General features: G+C 37.8%; 14 protein-coding genes. 7 read left to right on the forward strand and 7 right to left on the reverse strand.

Going from position 1 to position 18,192, the window contains the following annotated elements:
- Positions 1–11: 11 nt before the first annotated feature.
- The 4 genes from fdhE to fdnG all read right to left on the reverse strand — a co-directional run bounded on the left by fdhE (position 12) and on the right by fdnG (position 5,781).
- Positions 12–932 (reverse strand): formate dehydrogenase accessory protein FdhE, encoded by a 921-nt coding sequence (gene fdhE, locus HMPREF3129_RS13185; protein ID WP_004246539.1) that lies wholly within the window; start codon positions 930–932, stop codon positions 12–14.
- Positions 933–1,130: 198 nt separating this feature from the next.
- Positions 1,131–1,787 (reverse strand): formate dehydrogenase cytochrome b556 subunit, encoded by a 657-nt coding sequence (gene fdoI / locus HMPREF3129_RS13190; protein ID WP_004246538.1) that lies wholly within the window; start codon positions 1,785–1,787, stop codon positions 1,131–1,133.
- Positions 1,784–2,722 carry a formate dehydrogenase subunit beta gene (gene fdxH / locus HMPREF3129_RS13195; RefSeq protein ID WP_004246537.1) on the reverse strand — a complete coding sequence of 313 codons (939 nt, stop codon included), beginning with the start codon at positions 2,720–2,722 and terminating at the stop codon, positions 1,784–1,786. The genes fdoI and fdxH overlap by 4 nt, the downstream gene beginning before the upstream one ends.
- An 11-nt stretch (positions 2,723–2,733) precedes the next feature.
- A complete protein-coding gene (fdnG, locus tag HMPREF3129_RS13200) occupies positions 2,734–5,781 on the reverse strand; it encodes a formate dehydrogenase-N subunit alpha (RefSeq protein ID WP_083297157.1) in 3,048 nt (1,015 codons plus the stop codon).
- 179 nt (positions 5,782–5,960) lie between these two features.
- Here fdnG and fdhD point away from each other — a divergent pair, with 179 nt between their 5' ends.
- The gene (fdhD, locus tag HMPREF3129_RS13210) at positions 5,961–6,791 is read left to right on the forward strand and encodes a formate dehydrogenase accessory sulfurtransferase FdhD (RefSeq protein ID WP_004246534.1); all 831 of its coding nucleotides are present in this window, start codon (positions 5,961–5,963) and stop codon (positions 6,789–6,791) included.
- Here the strand turns inward: fdhD and HMPREF3129_RS13215 are convergent.
- The 3 genes from HMPREF3129_RS13215 to umoA all read right to left on the reverse strand — a co-directional run bounded on the left by HMPREF3129_RS13215 (position 6,788) and on the right by umoA (position 9,278).
- Positions 6,788–7,549, reverse strand: coding sequence for a GNAT family N-acetyltransferase (locus HMPREF3129_RS13215; RefSeq protein ID WP_036919413.1), 762 nt, complete (start codon positions 7,547–7,549; stop codon positions 6,788–6,790). The genes fdhD and HMPREF3129_RS13215 overlap by 4 nt on opposite strands.
- A 19-nt stretch (positions 7,550–7,568) precedes the next feature.
- Positions 7,569–8,444, reverse strand: coding sequence for an ATP-grasp fold amidoligase family protein (locus HMPREF3129_RS13220; RefSeq protein ID WP_036919416.1), 876 nt, complete (start codon positions 8,442–8,444; stop codon positions 7,569–7,571).
- 291 nt (positions 8,445–8,735) lie between these two features.
- Positions 8,736–9,278, reverse strand: a complete 543-nt coding sequence (umoA, locus tag HMPREF3129_RS13225) for a flagellar biogenesis regulator UmoA (protein WP_004246526.1) — start codon at positions 9,276–9,278, stop codon at positions 8,736–8,738.
- Positions 9,279–9,492: 214 nt separating this feature from the next.
- On the opposite strand from umoA, the gene HMPREF3129_RS13230 reads away from it, so the two are divergent.
- The 6 genes from HMPREF3129_RS13230 to HMPREF3129_RS13255 all read left to right on the forward strand — a co-directional run bounded on the left by HMPREF3129_RS13230 (position 9,493) and on the right by HMPREF3129_RS13255 (position 18,171).
- Positions 9,493–10,464 carry a nitrilase family protein gene (locus tag HMPREF3129_RS13230; RefSeq protein WP_004246525.1) on the forward strand — a complete coding sequence of 324 codons (972 nt, stop codon included), beginning with the start codon at positions 9,493–9,495 and terminating at the stop codon, positions 10,462–10,464.
- Positions 10,465–10,588: 124 nt separating this feature from the next.
- Positions 10,589–11,476 carry a LysR family transcriptional regulator gene (locus tag HMPREF3129_RS13235; RefSeq protein WP_004246524.1) on the forward strand — a complete coding sequence of 296 codons (888 nt, stop codon included), beginning with the start codon at positions 10,589–10,591 and terminating at the stop codon, positions 11,474–11,476.
- A 414-nt stretch (positions 11,477–11,890) separates the two neighbouring features.
- Positions 11,891–12,691 carry a Slam-dependent surface lipoprotein gene (locus tag HMPREF3129_RS13240; protein ID WP_036919418.1) on the forward strand — a complete coding sequence of 267 codons (801 nt, stop codon included), beginning with the start codon at positions 11,891–11,893 and terminating at the stop codon, positions 12,689–12,691.
- A 174-nt stretch (positions 12,692–12,865) separates the two neighbouring features.
- Positions 12,866–14,218, forward strand: a complete 1,353-nt coding sequence (locus tag HMPREF3129_RS13245; protein ID WP_036919422.1) for a surface lipoprotein assembly modifier — start codon at positions 12,866–12,868, stop codon at positions 14,216–14,218.
- A 44-nt stretch (positions 14,219–14,262) separates the two neighbouring features.
- Entirely contained in the window at positions 14,263–17,340 is a 3,078-nt protein-coding gene (locus tag HMPREF3129_RS13250) for a TonB-dependent receptor domain-containing protein (RefSeq protein WP_036919426.1), read from the forward strand.
- A gap of 27 nt (positions 17,341–17,367) precedes the next feature.
- Complete coding sequence (locus tag HMPREF3129_RS13255) at positions 17,368–18,171, forward strand: energy transducer TonB family protein (RefSeq protein WP_004249775.1); 804 nt, start codon at positions 17,368–17,370, stop codon at positions 18,169–18,171.
- Positions 18,172–18,192: the final 21 nt, after the last annotated feature.

Here is an 18,192-nt window from a genome sequence, read left to right on the forward strand (position 1 = left end):
ATACCTAATTATTATTCATTGGGGAATAGAAGGGGGTTAATACTACTGCGTGCAAAACCTTCTTCTTCCATTTTTGCATCAAGAATAAGGGAGGCTAAATCGTCAGCTACAGCATCGACGTTAGCATCTTTTTCTTGGTATAAAATTTTTAAATAACTACCACAATCGCCACAGCTTTCTGCTTTGACTGGCGCATTTTCACTATCAAGAGACCAGTAATTTAATTTGCCCGTTAGTTCACAATTAGTACATTTTATACGTACCACGTGCCATTCGGTTTCACATAAATTACAGTGTAAATAACGCAGTCCTTGAGTGGTGCCAATTTGTACCATACTCGATACAGGCATACTGTTACAAACGGGGCAAAATTGGCGATTTTCGCCATATTCTGTTTTCGCTTTACCGGGAATGTTTGCCGCCAGTTGCGCCCAGTAAAGTGATAATGCCGCCCAAATAAACACTGATTTATCAGCGGAAACTTTTGAGTATTCATCGTTTAATAGTGCTGTTGCCATCTCTTCTAATTCGGTTTCAGAGGCTTTAGAGAGATTTTCTAAGGCAATTTTAGCACTTTCAGGTACAACGGATTGTAATTCCGCAATGATTGAGGCGAGTAATGCATGCCAATGCTTACTACGCTTAAAGGTCTTTTTATCTAACGGCGCTATACCCGTTTGTTGAGAAAGTAACGGGGTTAAATCTAATTCAAGCGGGTTATCATGTAATGCTTTTTCTTGTGCTAAGGCAATTTCGGCAGCAAATTCAAGATAATCAGCGAAAGGATTGTCTTTGGCTAATGCTTGAAAACGTTCAGCACGACGTTGGTAGAGGTTTTTTAAATTCGGGAATAACACCGGTGGAATAAAGCTGATGCTTTTTTCTGATGGCTCTTTACCTAATTGCTCTTTAGGAACGATGCGAATACTCATAACGTTCTATCTTCCTTCATAGTGTATTACCTACAAATATTGGCATCAGAATAATGCAAAATTTTACTTGAAGCCATGACAGCAGGTAAGGATATAGTCAATTTCTTGTTTATTTACGCTTGAAGATGATCGGGTAAATAAAATAAAAACGGAGGCAACAGTCAGCCTCCGTTTGTTCAGCAAATTAGCGTTAGTGCATTATTTCTGTGACTGCTTTTCGGCTTCTTTTTTCTCTTCTTCCAGTACTTCACGATACCAGCGAGGATGGTGTTTTTTCGCCCAACCGCGAGTCACCCAACCTTCAACCATGCTACGAATTGAGCCTTTCACCCAAAACGCTGCATAAGCGTGAACGATAACGGTAATAATCAGTAAGATTGCGGCAAATGAGTGCACCAGCAATGCAATACGAATCACCGGAATGGAGAAATATTCAGCAAAATAAGGACGCCAGATGATGATGCCACTGACCGTCAGCAGGATCAAACTGATAGATAATGCCCAGTAAATGCCTTTCTGACCTAAGTTATAGTGACCAATATCACCCGCTTCTTCATTTTTTAGCACTTTATGAATATTTTTAGCCCAAACTAAGTCATCTTTATCAATAAAGTTGTACTTCAGGTATCTGAAGAACATAAAGATAAACAAAATCGCCATCGCACTCCCCACAAATGGGTGAAGTAAACGTGACAGTTGAGGCGTACCTAAAATGTTCATAAACCAGTTCAGAGATGGGAAGAAGAAACCCAAACCACTGATGGCTGTGAATAGAAATACAATCACAACAACCCAGTGATTAATTCGCTCTGATGCGGTATGGCGAAGAATTTTATCACCTTTCTTCTTCATCATTTTTGCTCCTCCTTATTCACAGAGGTCTGTGTTTTAGAAGATGCTTCCATCTCTTTTTGTGCCGCTTCTTCATCTTCTTCGGTGGTGCGGTTAGGGCCAACACCTAAGTAGTGGAAGATAGCACCTGCAAATGTAGCAGCAAAACCAACCGCCGCTAATGGTTTCCAAATACCTTTCCAGAATTTAACCGTTGAGCTAATTTCTGGGTTTTCTGGTAAACCATGGTACAGGTTGGGTTTATCCGCGTGATGAAGCACGTACATAACGTGTGTGCCACCAACGCCTTGTGGATCGTAGAGTCCAGCGTTGTCATAGCCACGAGTTTGTAACTCTGTAACACGTTCATTGGCAAGATTAATCATCGACTCTTTTGAGCCAAAATGGATAGCACCAGTCGGACAGGTTTTAACACAAGCCGGCTCTTGACCCACTTCAACACGGTCTACACACAAGGTGCATTTATAAGCACGGTTATCTTCTTCATTAATACGCGGTACGTTAAAAGGACAACCAGCAATACAGTAACCACATCCGATACAGTGCTCAGATTGGAAGTCCACAATACCGTTAGCATATTGAATGATAGCGCCTTCTGCAGGACATGCTTTTAAACAGCCCGGATCAGCACAATGCATACAACCATCTTTACGGATCAACCATTCCAATTTGCCATTCTCTTCAACTTCAGAGAAACGCATCACTGTCCATGATTTAGCCGTTAAGTCCGTTGGGTTGTCATAAACACCGACGTTAGTACCAATTTTATCGCGGATATCGTTCCATTCAGAACAAGCAACCTGACAGGCTTTACAACCAATACAGGTGGTAACGTCGATAAGTTTTGCCACTTCTTCCTTGTAATCCCGCACTTGTGGTGCGGGAGTAAGGGAATTGGTGGCAGAGCGACGAATAATGTCTTGTGATTGCAGTGACATAATTTATCTCCTTACACCTTTTCCACATTAACAAGGAACGCTTTAAATTCTGGCGTTTGTGTATTTGCATCACCGACGAATGGCGTTAGGGTATTAGCAATAAAGCCTTTAACCGCAACCCCTTCAAAACCCCAGTGGATCGGAATACCAATGGTATCCACTTTGCGACCATCAACATCAAGTGTTCTAATACGTTTGGTCACTACAGCTTTTGCTTTAATGTAACCACGTTTGGAACTGACTTTAACGGTATCACCTTGAGAAATACCTTTTTCTGCCGCTAACCGTTCACCGATTTCGATAAATTGTTGAGGCTGAATAATGGCATTTAACAGCGCATGTTTTGTCCAGAAGTGGAAATGCTCAGTCAGACGGTAAGTCGTACCTACATATGGGAACTCTTCTGCTTTACCCATCTCTTTCCAGTCATCTTTAAACACACGTGCTGCTGGGTTTGAAACAACATTTGGATGCAGTGGGTTGGTACCTAATGGGGTTTCAATTGGCTCATAGTGTTCAGGGAATGGACCTTCTGCCATCTTGTCGATAGCGAATAAACGCCCCATACCTTCAGGTTGCATAATAAATGGACCAACATCAGAGCCAGGTGCGGCATTGCTATAGTCAGGTACATCAATACCTGTCCATTTGCTACCATCCCATTCGATTAACTTGCGTTTTGGATCCCATGGTTGACCTTGTGGATCTGCTGATGCACGGTTGTAAATAATGCGACGGTTTAAAGGCCATGCCCACGCCCAACCTAATGTGTTACCCAAACCTGATGGGTCTGAGTTATCACGGTTAGCCATTTGGTTGCCTTTTTCTGTCCAGCTACCCGCGAAGATCCAACAGCCACTTGCCGTTGTACCATCATCACGTAACTGAGCAAATGAGCTTAGTTGCTGACCTTTCTTCAAAATGATATTGCCATCAGCGTCTTTTAAGTCGACAAGGGCTTTACCATTGCTCTCTTGAGCCACTTCTTCAGATGTTGGATTATTAGGATCAAAGTAATCCCAAGTCATATTCAACACCTGCTCAGGCATTGCGCCACCTTCTTCTTTATAAAGTTGGCGTAAACGATGGAAAATACCTGAGAGAATTTCACCATCAGGCAGTGCAATTCCTGGGGCATCAGCACCTTTCCAGTGCCATTGTAACCAGCGTCCTGAGTTAACAATAGAGCCGTTCTCTTCAGCAAAACAGGTCGTAGGTAGACGGAAAACTTCAGTTTGGATATCTGCTGTTTTCACATCATTCTCTTCACCGTGGTTTTGCCAGAAACAAGATGTTTCTGTATTTAACGGATCCATGGTGATAAGGAATTTCAGTTTTGATAATGAACGGATCACTTTGTTCTTATTCGGGAATGAAGCTACAGGGTTAAAGCCTTGGCAGATATAGCCATTGACTTCACCTTTATCCATCATTTCGAAATATTGCAGAACGTCGTATGGTTTATCCCATTTAGGTAATAGTGAGAATCCCCAATCGTTATCACGTTGAGCATGATCACCATAAAATGTCTTCATCATACTGACGAAGAATTTAGGATAGTTACCCCAGTAGTTAACCTGCCCTTGGACGGTCGGTTTTGGCGTATTGGCTGCTAAATAGGTTTCTAACGATGTTTGCTTTTCAGAAGGCAAGGTTAGGTAACCCGGTAAGCTTTGTGATAACAGACCAAGATCTGTTAAACCTTGAATATTAGAGTGACCACGTAGAGCATTAACACCGCCACCTGCCATACCCATATTACCTAACAGTAATTGGATCATCGCCATAGTACGAATGTTTTGTGCACCAACAGTGTGTTGAGTCCAGCCTAATGCATACAGGAAAGAGGCTGTTTTATCTTTCGCCGCTGTTTCAGCAATATATTCACAGACTTTTAAGAAATCTTCTTTTGGTGTACCACAAATCTGAGTGACCACATCAGGTGTGTAGCGACTAACGTGTTCTTTTAATAGATTCCAGACACAACGAGGATGTTGAAGCGTGGTGTCGCGTTTAGCGAAACCATTTTCATCCATCTCGTAATTCCAAGTGGTTTTATCATATTGACGTTTTTCAGGATCGTAACCACTAAAGAGACCATCATCAAAATGGTAATCTTCGCGCACAATCAAGCTGGCATTGGTATAAGCCTCAACGTACTCTTTTTGATATTTTTTATTTTCGAGCAGATATAAGATAACCCCCGATAAGAAGGTGATATCTGTACCTGAACGAATAGGCGTATAGAAATCCGCAACAGACGCAGTACGTGTGAAGCGAGGATCAATCACAATTAACTTGGCTTTATTATGGATTTTAGCTTCCATTGCCCAGCGGAAACCGACAGGGTGTGCTTCAGCCGCATTACCGCCCATAACGACGATAAGGTTGGCATTTTTCATATCAACCCAGTGGTTGGTCATCGCACCGCGACCAAATGTTGGAGCAAGACTTGCTACCGTTGGTCCGTGTCAGACACGCGCTTGGTTGTCGACAGCCAGCATCCCAAGTGCTCTTGAGAATTTCTGGGTCAAAAAGCCTGTTTCGTTACTTGCTGCGGAGGCACAAAGCATCCCCGTTGATAACCAACGGTTTACTTCAACACCTTCTTTATTGAATTTTTCGAAGTTGGCATCGCGATCTTTTTTCATTAAGCGTGCGATACGATCAAAGGTCTCTTCCCATGAAAGTTTTACCCATTTATCTGAGCCGGGAGCACGATATTCAGGATATTGTAAACGGCCTTTACTATGGATAAAATCAACGAGACCAGCACCTTTAGGACAAAGTGCACCACGGTTTACTGGGTGGTCAGGATCACCTTCAATATGGAATATGGTTTCTTTTGCGTTTTTCACGCCATCGCCCAGACTATACATTAATAGTCCACAACCGACAGAACAGTACGTACAGGTATTGCGAGTTTCACGGGCACGCAGTAATTTATACTGACGTGAGCCTGCTAACGCAACAGCGGGTGCAAAACCTAAGGCAGCCGCTGTAGTACCTGCCATACCGCCAGCACAGATCTTAAAGAACTGTCTTCTGCTGACCTGCATGGGGTCTCTCCTCATCATATATTGCTTTTACTGACTCTGATTTTCTTCACGAAAACAGGAGCTGATTGTTTTTTTATTCCTATTATCCTTAATAGGATCAGGTTCATTGCCTGATAGGTAGTGTAAAATCGTTTTACCCGTATTGTTATTATGTATTAATAAAATTAGGAATTCATCTTATGGATGAAACAAAATCGACAAACTTGTTAACTAAACGTGTAATTGTTGGCATAGATCAAACAACTGTGCAACACAAAGGCTCCCTTAACCAAGCAGAGCAGGACTATATTGCACTCGAAGTTCCAGTTGCATTAGTGTACAACGGAATATCTCACGTTGTTATGATGGCAAGCCCTAAAAATTTAGAGTTATTTGCTGTCGGATTTTCCTTATCTGAAGGCATTATAGGATCTTCTAACGAAATTCGCAGTATTGAAATCGTTGAAAGTTGCCATGGTGGCACAGAAGTACAAATAGAATTATCAAGTCGGCGCTTTATGCAATTAAAAGAGCGACGTCGTAGTATGGCGGGGCGCACCGGATGCGGTATTTGTGGTACAGAACAATTAGCAGAAATTTTTCGCCCTATAGCGCCATTACCTTTTACACAAACATTTTCACTCTCTTTGCTTGATAACGCACTTGAGCAACTAAAAACCGTACAGGAAATTGGCGAGCTAACAGGATGTACTCATGCCGCAGCTTGGCTATCTCCTGAGGGGCAATTACAAGGCGGTTGCGAAGATGTCGGGCGCCATGTAGCTCTTGATAAGTTGATTGGCTTAAAAACACAACAAAAGTGGACAGAGGGTGCAATATTAGTATCAAGTCGTGCAAGTTATGAAATGGTGCAAAAATCAGCAATGTGTGGTGCCGAAATTTTATTTGCGGTTTCCGCTGCTACCTCACTCGCCGTTGAAGTGGCGAATCAATATAATTTGACGCTGGTGGGTTTTTGTCGCCGTGGAAGAGCAACTGTTTTTACTCATCCACAACGACTCACTGATTAACGTATGCGGTGAAACATCCAAAGGTTGGGTTCCAGATAGACACCATATTGACGTTGAATATCGATATTTAACGGTGCCAGCCCCATAGGAATGGTGTAGTCACCACTGACAGGAAATCGTAATGAAGTCCATTGTTGCCATTTTTCTGTCGGTGCTTCAATTTTCATAGACTGTGGGGCAATTTTGATCGTGGTGGCACCTAAGCGCCAATGTGTACGTATCCAAGGATCAAAAGGCTCATTATTATCGTTTTTCCATTGGCAATATTCAGCAAAAGAGTGCAATGGATAACAATGTTTTAATGTAGGGCGTACAGGTACAGCAACACCGAGGTAACCTTGTTTTTTTGCATGCTCCTTTAAGGTATTAATTAAGCGTTGAGCAATACCTTTCCCCCGATAATGATGATCGATAGTAACCGACAAAGCAGAAATAAGATGGCAAGGTAATTGTTGTTCTTCAGCCTCCATGCCTAGCTGAAAAACACGATCCCAACCTTCATCCGGTAAATCGTTGAGAGAGTTGGTTTGCCAAGGTAACGCAATGGAGTTAATTACACCGATAACCTTTTCTTCTGTTTGCGTTTTTAATACCGCCATAAATTGGTAATGGGAAAAAGGCACATCATATAAGCGTTCCCAATAGCTATCATCAACAGAAGTTCCCATCATAAAAGCAGGCCAATGGTTGGCTATCATGGCTTCTGCTTTATCTAACAAATCGTTGCGATGGTAAAAATCGGTGATAAATATATTCATGATATACATATACCTTTTGTTAAGAAGCAATACGTGTCCATAGTTCACCTAATTTATAGTCCCACTCTTTTGGTTTAATGGGAATGCGCCCCGCATTGGGGGTAAAGGTCATTTCACTAAACAGTAGTGTGGTTTCTGACATTAAAAAATCGACCCGACAATAGGCAAAACCGTTAGCTAATTTGTTGGCTAATGTGAGCATATTGTCAAATTGTAGCGGTTTTTCAATATATTCTGGGGTATTGGGATCTTCTAAAGTAAAAGGCTGTAATTGCCATTGTGTATCATAAACATTGATATACTCGCATCCCTTTGTATCCGAAATATCAATTTCCGCATAATGAGGCTGACCATGAAAACAGTGGATACGGCATGTAGTTGGGATCATCGGACATTGAGTATCAAAAAGGTCGATATACTCTTCACAGATAATTTGCGCACTAATATTTTTATAATGCCATTCACGAGTAACGTGGTAGAGATTTCTCTTTAAATGAAAATTAAGTTTCTTTTTTGCCATCTCCAAATCAAATTGAGATTTATCAAGGCAAATAATAGTACTGCCACTGTCATGATTACATTTTAATACGAAACGGTTAGGTAGTGTATTAAGTTCGATTTCATTTGGATGGCGATAAGTATTAAGGATTTTGACCAGATATTTTTCGCCTATCTTTTCTTTTACATACTCCCTGACACTGATTTTATCTGCTAAGCGTGTATAGATAGGATCTCTATCAAATAACATACGTGCATTGATTTTTTCATTCAATGACATGGGGTGGCGAAAATTAGGTTGATAACCTAAGTTACGAATAAATTTATTTTTTAGATAAACACGATCTGGCTGTGCGAGCGTGCGTAATTGTTTGAAATAATATTCTAAAATTTTCATATGCAACTGTTTATTTTAAATATTTAAGTAAGATAAATATAAATTTTTATTTATATAATCTTGCCTTAGGAGAAATTAATTTTTTATTAATTTAGCCTTAATGTTTTTATGTATTTATAGAAAACAAAAATACAAAAGAATACAGATATATTCTTTGTTGTATTATCATTTTTTTATATAGAATCAATGGCTTTCTAGATAAGCTTTATAGAATAAAAAAACTATTATAGAAGAGAAAGCAATATTGACATTAAGAGAGAATTAATAAAAAGATGAGAAATTAAATATATATTAATATGTAGACCAATTTGTTATATTTATAGGTCTATCCCAGCGGTTAAAACGCAATCCTTTGCCTGTCCTATTTCCATGTGTATCTAAAATCTCATAATACTCTTCAACTATTTGGCTACGACCGCGTTGCCATTCATTGGTGGTAGCAGCAGGATCGATTAAATAAATATCACCGACAACGGTATATAACTCACCTAAATAACGAACTTTACGTGTGGTGGTGGTGGAATAGTGAGAGAACATCACTTGGTAGGTTTTATAGTGTTCAGGTTGCCCATAAGGGCCATATTTCATCGCAATATAGCGAATTCCTTTAGTACCAACAGGACTCGTGCCACCTGGCGTTGGCATATCGGGTGTAATATTAAAAAGAGTATAACGTGAGCCAACCGTTGGCTGCCTTAGCGCTTGGCGATAACTATAGCTATCCATTCCTGAAGCTGTCCATGTTCTATCCACCAGACCATTTCCTGCCCAACAATAGCAAGATAAGGCGAGTAAAGGGAATGAAAGAGGGATAAACAAGGCTCTAGCCAACATAAATACTCCTTTTTATTACTATTATGATGCCAGAAAACTAGGGTGTTATTCCGTAAAATAACGCTATAACAGCGTGCCATTTCTGATGCTTATCTCTTTCCATTCCAAAAGGTTATTAAAAACAGAAAATAATTGATTATATTTTGGACAAAAAAAACGTTTAGATAATAAAGGTGAAAAGGTGATAAATAAGACAGTGTAGAGGTAACAGTTTATGAACCCATTAACGACATTACGTGTTGCAAGCGTACAACTACAACATAAGGCTAATGATAAAGATTATAATTTAGCCAAAATACATCAGTTTATTGAGATGGCTGCCAGTGAAAAAGTGAATCTTCTAGTATTTCCTGAAATGTGTATCACGGGATACTGGCATGTCCCTAAATTACCGGCGCAACAGGTTTATGCATTAAGTGAAAAACTGGCTGATAGCGCATCATTAAAATCCATTAAACAAAAAGCACAACAGTATGCAATGGCTATTGGTGTTGGATTAATTGAACGGGATAACAATAATAATTTGTATAATACTTGGGTTGTTTGTATGCCTGATGGTTCATTACAAAAACATCGTAAATTGCATGCATTTGAACATCCGGTTATTTGTAGCGGAGATCAATACACCGTATTTGATACCCCATGGGGGATTAAAATGGGTATTTTAATTTGCTGGGATAATAATTTAGTTGAGAACGCACGGGCGACGGCGTTATTAGGGGCAGATATTTTATTGGCTCCTCATCAAACTGGCGGAACCCACTCTCGTAGTCCACACAGCATGAAACCTATTCCAATGGCGTTGTGGGAAAATCGTCAGCAAGATCCACAAGCGTTACAAGCTGCTTTTCAAGGTGAACATGGCAAAGGATGGCTAATGCGCTGGTTACCTGCTAGAGCTCACGATAATGGTATGTTTATCATCTTCAGTAATGGGGTTGGGCGTGATGAAGAAGAGGTGAGAACGGGTAATGCGATGGTTATCGATCCTTATGGACGTATTGTAAAAGAAAGCTGTGCGATAGAAGACGATATGGTCGTCACGGATATTGATTTAACGCTTTTGCCTGAATCAACAGGGAGACGCTGGTTAACGGGCAGAAGACCAGAGCTATATCAGATCCTCACCACTCGACAAGGTAATGAACAAGATCCGATTTCCGTTCGTTTTGGTAACAAGGACTAATAGAGATAATTATAAAAAGAGCATAATTATTTATCAGACAAAAGATTAACACCTAATATTAATTTTACTAATTTATTTTATGTTAGAATAATAAAAGAAACTAATATAGGTTTGATGATAAATAATGGATACACGTTTATTAAATGCTTTTGTGGTGTTAGCTGATACGGGGCACTTTGGTGAAGCCTCCAAACAGCTTTGTATTAGCCAGCCCGCATTAACTAAACAAATTAAAACGTTGGAATCACAACTGGATATCGTGTTGTTTGAGCGTGGTCGCCATGGTGCAAAGCTCACGCAAGAAGGACAATATTTACTCAATCAAGCTCAAGTGGTATTACGGGAATCCCATATTTTAGAAAAACAAGCTCGTCAATTAGTTGAGCCACAAAAAGTCTCACTTTATGCGGGATTCGGTCTGTCATCATTAAGTTTTATTACTTCACTATTGGCGAGATTTAATCAAATTGAGCCAAATATTAGCGTCAATATTGATGATATGTCTTCTCATAAAATGGAAGAAAAATTATTAATGGGTGAACTTGATGTGGCTTTTTCTCGTTTACCCGTTATGCCCCCTTTACAAGGGATAGCGTTGACACAAGAGCAACTGATGTTAGCTATTGCAACACAACATATTACGGTGTTGGAGGCAGATTATAACCCATTACATTATTTCGACTCATTAGGGCTTATTTTACTTGCTCCAGAAAAAGGGAAAAAACTGTATCAGCAGATACATGCTTTTTTACAACAGCATAAACTAGCACCGCGTTTATTACAGCAATCTCAAGATATTCAGACCCAATTAGCGCTAGTCGCGGCTGGATTAGGGATAGCATTAGTGCCTAAAAGCGCGCAATTAATTTGTGATAAACAAAGAGTCACATTGTTACCTCTATCTGGGTTATACACACAATGGAAAATTGGTGTAATTTGGAATAGTAATATTAAAAATAAAGAACGTGATCTTTTTATTAAAATAATTACTGAAAAAATTGATATTAAATAAACAATTAGCTTTCTTTATTTCTTTTAATATAAATATTATATTTCAAATTTTAGTCTCTATTAAATATTAATTAGTTTTAAAATAAATAGGAATAATCAACTGAGATCACTCTCACAAAAAATAAACATAAGTTTATAAAGGTTTTATTTAAGCTTTATGATAAAAAATAATTTAAAACATTAAGTTAAATGATTTTTGTTTTGTTAAATGTATTTAATGGGAATTAGCGTGCTTTAAAAGATCTATTTACAATAAAATAAGAATGTTTAATATCAAAGGGCAGTCAACTCAAGAAAGGTACTTGCCTTGTTTTAATATTGAGTAAGAAAGAGAGAATTAAAATATCTCTCTCATGGATAATTTATTAGTGATAATAAATTATGATCTTATGTAATAAATAATAAGGAAGTTATTATGACAAAAATAAACATTTTTACGGGTACTCTATTTGTTTTATCTAGCATAAGTATGGCACAAGCAGAAATCCATTCTAATCAAAGTGGCCCTTTAACCACCATGAGTGTGGGGGCGAGTGATCCCGTGACTCATGGCCCTCATCAATCAGCAGGTGGGGAGCCGGGTGTTGGTATTTCTAATCTATATGGAGGGAAAAAAATTGGTTTTGCGTCATTAACACCAAATAATATGAGTGGTGGGGCGGATAGCCATGGTGTTTATACTGTCCAATCTAATCATCATCATAATAATCTTGGCGTTTTTCATTTTTCACAGGTGACTGATGCCAATGTCTATTTTGGTACTTGGGCAAAAACAGCCTCTGTTACAGATATCACTCATCAGTCTTATTATGTAGGTAAAGAGGTTACTAGTACGCTACCGACAGACAGTGCAACTTATACCGTAACAGGTATCAGTCAATATAGTGGTGATAATTTACTGTCTGGTACTTTTGATGTTGATTTTTCACAAAAGACAATTGGTGGTTCACTGGCTAATAACCTACGTACTGTCGAGTTAGAACGTGGCAATATTTATACCGCAAATAACCAAGTAACCTTCTCTGCAGATGCAAAAGAAGATACTACATCAGGTATTGTTGAAGGGGCTTTCTTTGGTGAAAATGCTGAAACATTGGCTGGTATTGTCGTCTTCCACACCGATCATACTAAAGATATTGGTTTTGGGGGAAGCAAAAATAGTGCTGAAGTAGATACTGCAACAGATAGCGTAACAGATAGTGCAGAAGCCTCTTAACGTTAGGTTTTAAGTTCGGAGCTTAAAAACAATTTAGTCCTTTTACATACGTGGTATTAGTGGTCATTAAGCTAGTTTTTAGCAACAGATAATCAAATATACGGTTATCTGTTTTTTTTTGCCTTAAAAAACGGATTGTAAGGAATAGATCTATTGTTATTATAAGGATAAACCATGCGTTATTATCAAAGGCTAATAAAGTCATTATTTATTATTAATATCTTATTTCATTCGTCACAGGGGGCGGCAACACAACCTAATCAAGAGCAGCTTAATAAAGAGAAGGTCGCTCAATTAGGTCAACAACTGTATCATCATTTACAGCAACAGCAGTGGTATCAAGCGGAAAAACTATTAGTTAATTATCAGCAATTACCATTACACGAAACTTTATTAGTCTATTATGCTCAAGCACTATTAGCACAGAAGAATGGTAATTTCTTACAAGCTGAATTTTATTATCAGCAGCAACTTAAGCAGCAAGCAGATTTTATTCCGGCACAAACTGGCCTAATTCAGCTCTACTTTTCTCAAGGAGAATATAAAAAAGCACAATACCAGCTAAATCAATTAAGTCGTTTATCGGGATTATCACCTACCATTAATCAAGCAATTATCTATTATCAGAAACAGCTTAACGATTATTTTAAAGCTAGGCGTTTTTATCAAATCAGTTTTTTTTATGATGATAATATTAATCATGCACCTTATCTTGATGAGCAAATTGTTTCGCAATCAACGCAAGTCATCATGACCAGAAAAGGCGCTCAACCTATAGCATCGATGGGGGTTAGTCATCTTTTTTCTTTCTATCAGCCCACTTTTATTTACGCTAATAATACCCTATCAGGCTATTTTTCAGCACGCTATCGTGATTATTTTGCATATAAACAAGCTAATTTTACACATTTATATACTCAATTAAGTTATCAGTACCAAAAAAAGGATTATCGGTGGACTTTATCCCCCTATTATGAAATAAAATCACCTAAAAAGGCGTTTGAGTATCAATCTATTGGGGTATATACCGGGCTATTTTTCTCCATTAATAAATATCATTCTATTAATTTATCTATAAATTATTATATAAAGAAATATAATAAAGAATTAATAAACTTAAATAATCATAAGCAGCTATATGCTATTAGTTATTACTATAAATTAGCAGAGAATGTTCAATTAGTTAATCAATTAAATTATTATAGTAGCCGTAAAAAAAACACTTTATTAAATTATCAACAATATGATATAAAAACGGGTGTTTATTACTTATTACCAAAAAATTGGCAAGTTTCTCTTTTTTTACAATATCAATTTAAAAGTTTTAATAATTATAATCCATTATTAAATAAGAAAAGAGAAGATAATGGCTTTGTTTTTACAACAACTATTAAAAATAAAGCACCTATTATCTGGGGTTTTTATCCAGCAATAGAATTAAGTTATACCCGTAGATTAAGCAATGTGGATTGGTTATATCAATATCAGCAGCATGAAGTCTTATTTAAATTAGAAAAACAATTTTAATTAATTTAATGCATGACTTCTTTATTAATTAAGTAGGTAACACAATGCATGTAGTGCTTTTTCACAAACGTACGTTAGTCTCCATAATGGTTTCACTCTCCTTGTTTTCTCTCAATAGTTATTCCAAGACTAAGGATAATACAACCGATCTTGGACAAATTCAGGTTGCAGATAATGTAGAAAAAGATCAACAAGGTTATGCTCAAGTCTATGAAAAGGATGTGGCTAATATTTATTTAGGTAAAGCCCTTATTGAACGTTATCAAGGGGTATCGCCTGCAGATTTATTTAAAAGCGCGATAGGTGTTTATAGTGGTGAAGCCCGTAATGGAGGAGCATTGGATCCGAATATTCGTGGTATTCAAGGCCAAGGGCGTATCCCCGTTACTGTGGATGGTACTGAGCAGGCGATTACGGTTTATCGTGGTTATAGCGGTGCATCTAATCGTAACTATATTGATTCAAATTTGATAAGCAGTATCTATATAGAAAAAGGCCCTTCACTTAATCCTAATATAAAAACAGGGATTGGCGGAGGGGTTGCCATTAAAACATTAGATATACGTGATATTGTACCCATTGGTGAGTCTTTTGGCATTAATTTTAAAGGGGATATTAGTAATAATGCCACAGGCTATAAAGATATTTATATCAATATGATTGAAGATTATCGTAATTATCCAAAATTCTATCATAAATATTCTTTTTTAACTGATCCCGCATTAGAAATAACACCTGAAAAAAATAAAGATTTAAAGTTTAATGATTATGCGTTTCGTATTGGAATAGGATTTGAGAATGAAAAATTTAATTTACTCTTTGCATATGCATTACGTGAAAAGGGAAATTATTTAGCAGGTAAAAGAAATAAAGACGATTATCTTAAAACAGATTACATGCATGAGATACATGCTACAGATCATAAATTCAGGTTAACACCTTATGTGCCTTTTATTGCTCATATTTATCGACCTGGTAATGAAGTGCCAAATACATCTAATCGTAACCGCTCTTTTTTAGTAAAAGGAACTCTATTTCCACAACAAGCGCATCGTTTCTCCATTAATTATCGATACACCGATTTATTATTTGGCGACATTATGCCATTACGTTTAAGTTGGGCTCGTTATGAAGAAAATTTAGTTAATCAATGGCCTTTGGCAAATATTACACAACAAGCAGGCATATTAACCTATCAATATAAACCAGAAGATAAAAAAACAGATTTATTACTGCGTTTATGGGGCAATTTAACGACAGGAAATACTAATACTCGAGGAGGAGCACCTCGACAACCTAAGAATAGAGATATAACTAATGATTTTGATCGATATTTATTTATGAAATCAAAATCTGAAAGTGGTATGAGTTATGACACTGATACTCGTTTTTTAGATACAGCTTCTCTATATCAAGATAATAATCGTTATGGTGTTGATTTTTCATCGTTATTTAAATTATCACCTCAGTTTTCTATTTCTTTTTCCGGTCAATATCAATTGGAAAAATTAGATAGTCATGAGCTTGAACTTCCCATGGGTTTTGATTTCGTGACCGAGGGGCGAGCAGGGCAACGTCATGAAGTCAATTTAGCGTTAGCCACAGATTGGAAACCATTACCCTGGTTTGCGATGAATATTGGCGGTAAATATCATTACTATCATCTGACGGATACCTTTTTAAATAATAAACGGAAGAATAGGGTTAAAAATTACGAGAAAACAGCCCCTATCCGCGGTTATCTGATCTCTTATCGACGAGTATTAACGCCAGAAGAGTATTTACTCTATCGCGCGGTTAATAAAATTGATGTCGATACTTTACCTGACGAGTTAAAAAATTACCGAAATTCTGCTGAGCTGAGTAAAAAAATTAGAGACTTTCAACAAGCGGATTTAGTTTACCCTGAAGGTGGCGCTTTGCTAGAGGAAATCAAGGAGCAGATAGTTAGGCCATATCTTCAGAGAATACAGCATGATATGGAGCATGAAGATTTTCTTCGTAATAACCATGGAAAGATGCAAATAAAAAACGCTAAAGCTATCCCGATGAAAAGAGAGTTTAGCCTTTGGTTATTTGATGAAAATGGCGTGCTATCTAAGAGTAAGAATATTTTACTTAATGGTTTTCTTGATATGGAGGAAAAAGTCCCTCATCCAGTGACGGGGGAGTTAGTTTATCGCTTTGAAAAAGATGTTATTAATCCTCAGGCATTTTCTCTATCAGAAGATATTCAAGATCCCTACGCACTGGAGCCTAGCTATCAGCATGGCGCATTTTCCCCTTTAATCTCTGCCACCCTTTATGCCAACGATATGGTGCGTTTTTATGGCCGTTATACTGAGCAATTGCGTTTGCCTAACTTATTTGAAGATACCAGTGGTTTTTCAGGCTCTAAAGCTCGCTATTATGGTTTTAAGTTAAAGCCAGAGCGTGCCAAAAGCAGTGAGTTTGGTGTGGTTGTTGATTTTACGCATTGGTTGAATATAGAGCGCCATGCTGATATTAAAATTAATTACTTTAAAACGAACATTGAAAATGTATTTGATAGAGATGCTAATTGGCAAATTAGACAGTTAGAAAAACAAATATTAGAAGGTGTAGAGTTACAAGCCCGGTTTGATAATGGATTTATTTTCTTTGATACCGCATTAGTGTATAGCCATAAAAATAAAGTCTGTGATGAAAATGCTTTTTATGAGCTTGATGCATCAGGATTATCGGGTATTAAAAACTGTATGACAGGGGGATACCCTGGCGGATTTTTGCGCACCTCAATGCAGCCTAAATACTCAGTTAACCTACATTTAGGCACGCGCTGGCTAAATGATAAATTAGAATTAGGTAGTCGCTGGCTCTATTCATCAGAAGTTGAAAATAAAGATGAGAAATGGCTTAAAGAAAATTTACCTAATAGCTATTTTGGCATAAATAATAATCCGATGCGTTGGGCAAAAGTATTTACTATTGATGCTTATGCAACTTATCAATATAGCCCCAACTTATCTTTTGAAATAACAGGAAGTAATTTATTAAAGGAATATTACATTGATCCGCTGACCCGTTCTGGTATGCCGGCACCAGGAAGAAGTTTGCGATTAGGTGTAACAGCCCAATTTTAATACAAGGATAAAATAGGAGTTTTATTTATGTTGGCACTTTCTGTCAGACAGCCACTTAATATTTATTATTGGCTCATTGCGATATCATTAGTTTATATCAGTTTATTGAGTTGGGTACTTAATTCATGGTCTATGACAGAAAGTGCGCACCATATTGATCAGCAACAGCAAAATACATTATCGGTCTATCAGGTGATGTTTTCGCCACCTAAACAATCTACTACCATGATTGAACCGAGAATAAAGATCGAGTCACAACAACCACCTATTGCACTACCAAGAAGTGAGAACGGTGAATTTATTGAAGCGCCCAAACAACCCGCAAAAAAGCGTCAACAACAACCGGCCCCAATAACACCTAAAGCGATAAAACAGGTAAAAAAACAGCCAGTAGTAGACAAAACAGTACCTATAAAACTACCTGATTTAACAAATCACAACATAGTTCAAAGTACATCACAACCATCAGCAGAAAACTTAACACAGCATACCGCGAGTTCATTGGCAGGGAGCAGTCGTGCATTAAGTGAAAATGGTATTGGGCAGGGAGAGTCTGAAAATCACTATATCAGTTTATTGCGCCGAGAAATTGAGCGTCATAAGCGCTATCCTGCGCAAGCTCGTCGTATGCAAGATGAAGGGCTGGTTGTTGTGCGTTTTTCATTAACCGATGAAGGCTATATTTCATCCGTTGTACTTGAGCAGACCTCAGGGGTGGCATCTCTTGATAATGCTGCACTTGCCGCGGTAAAACGGGTAAAACCAATTGGCCCGAAACCTAATAACTTATCTGATCCTTTAACTATCTCGTTAAAATTTCAATTAAATTGAATAAAAAATACCTAAGTCAAT

It is taken from the genome of Proteus sp. HMSC14B05 (assembly GCF_001808035.1).
GTDB classification, from domain to species: Bacteria; Pseudomonadota; Gammaproteobacteria; order Enterobacterales; family Enterobacteriaceae; genus Proteus; species Proteus mirabilis.

Bases quoted from the DNA above. Each gene is read 5' to 3' on its own strand.
- fdhE (WP_004246539.1), bottom strand. From the start codon at position 932: ATGAGTATTCGCATCGTTCCTAAAGAGCAATTAGGTAAAGAGCCATCA.
- fdoI (WP_004246538.1), bottom strand. From the start codon at position 1,787: ATGATGAAGAAGAAAGGTGATAAAATTCTTCGCCATACCGCATCAGAG.
- fdxH (WP_004246537.1), bottom strand. From the start codon at position 2,722: ATGTCACTGCAATCACAAGACATTATTCGTCGCTCTGCCACCAATTCC.
- fdhD (WP_004246534.1), top strand. From the start codon at position 5,961: ATGGATGAAACAAAATCGACAAACTTGTTAACTAAACGTGTAATTGTT.
- HMPREF3129_RS13215 (WP_036919413.1), bottom strand. From the start codon at position 7,549: ATGAATATATTTATCACCGATTTTTACCATCGCAACGATTTGTTAGAT.
- HMPREF3129_RS13220 (WP_036919416.1), bottom strand. From the start codon at position 8,444: ATGAAAATTTTAGAATATTATTTCAAACAATTACGCACGCTCGCACAG.
- umoA (WP_004246526.1), bottom strand. From the start codon at position 9,278: ATGTTGGCTAGAGCCTTGTTTATCCCTCTTTCATTCCCTTTACTCGCC.
- HMPREF3129_RS13230 (WP_004246525.1), top strand. From the start codon at position 9,493: ATGAACCCATTAACGACATTACGTGTTGCAAGCGTACAACTACAACAT.
- HMPREF3129_RS13235 (WP_004246524.1), top strand. From the start codon at position 10,589: ATGGATACACGTTTATTAAATGCTTTTGTGGTGTTAGCTGATACGGGG.
- HMPREF3129_RS13240 (WP_036919418.1), top strand. From the start codon at position 11,891: ATGACAAAAATAAACATTTTTACGGGTACTCTATTTGTTTTATCTAGC.
- HMPREF3129_RS13245 (WP_036919422.1), top strand. From the start codon at position 12,866: ATGCGTTATTATCAAAGGCTAATAAAGTCATTATTTATTATTAATATC.
- HMPREF3129_RS13250 (WP_036919426.1), top strand. From the start codon at position 14,263: ATGCATGTAGTGCTTTTTCACAAACGTACGTTAGTCTCCATAATGGTT.
- HMPREF3129_RS13255 (WP_004249775.1), top strand. From the start codon at position 17,368: ATGTTGGCACTTTCTGTCAGACAGCCACTTAATATTTATTATTGGCTC.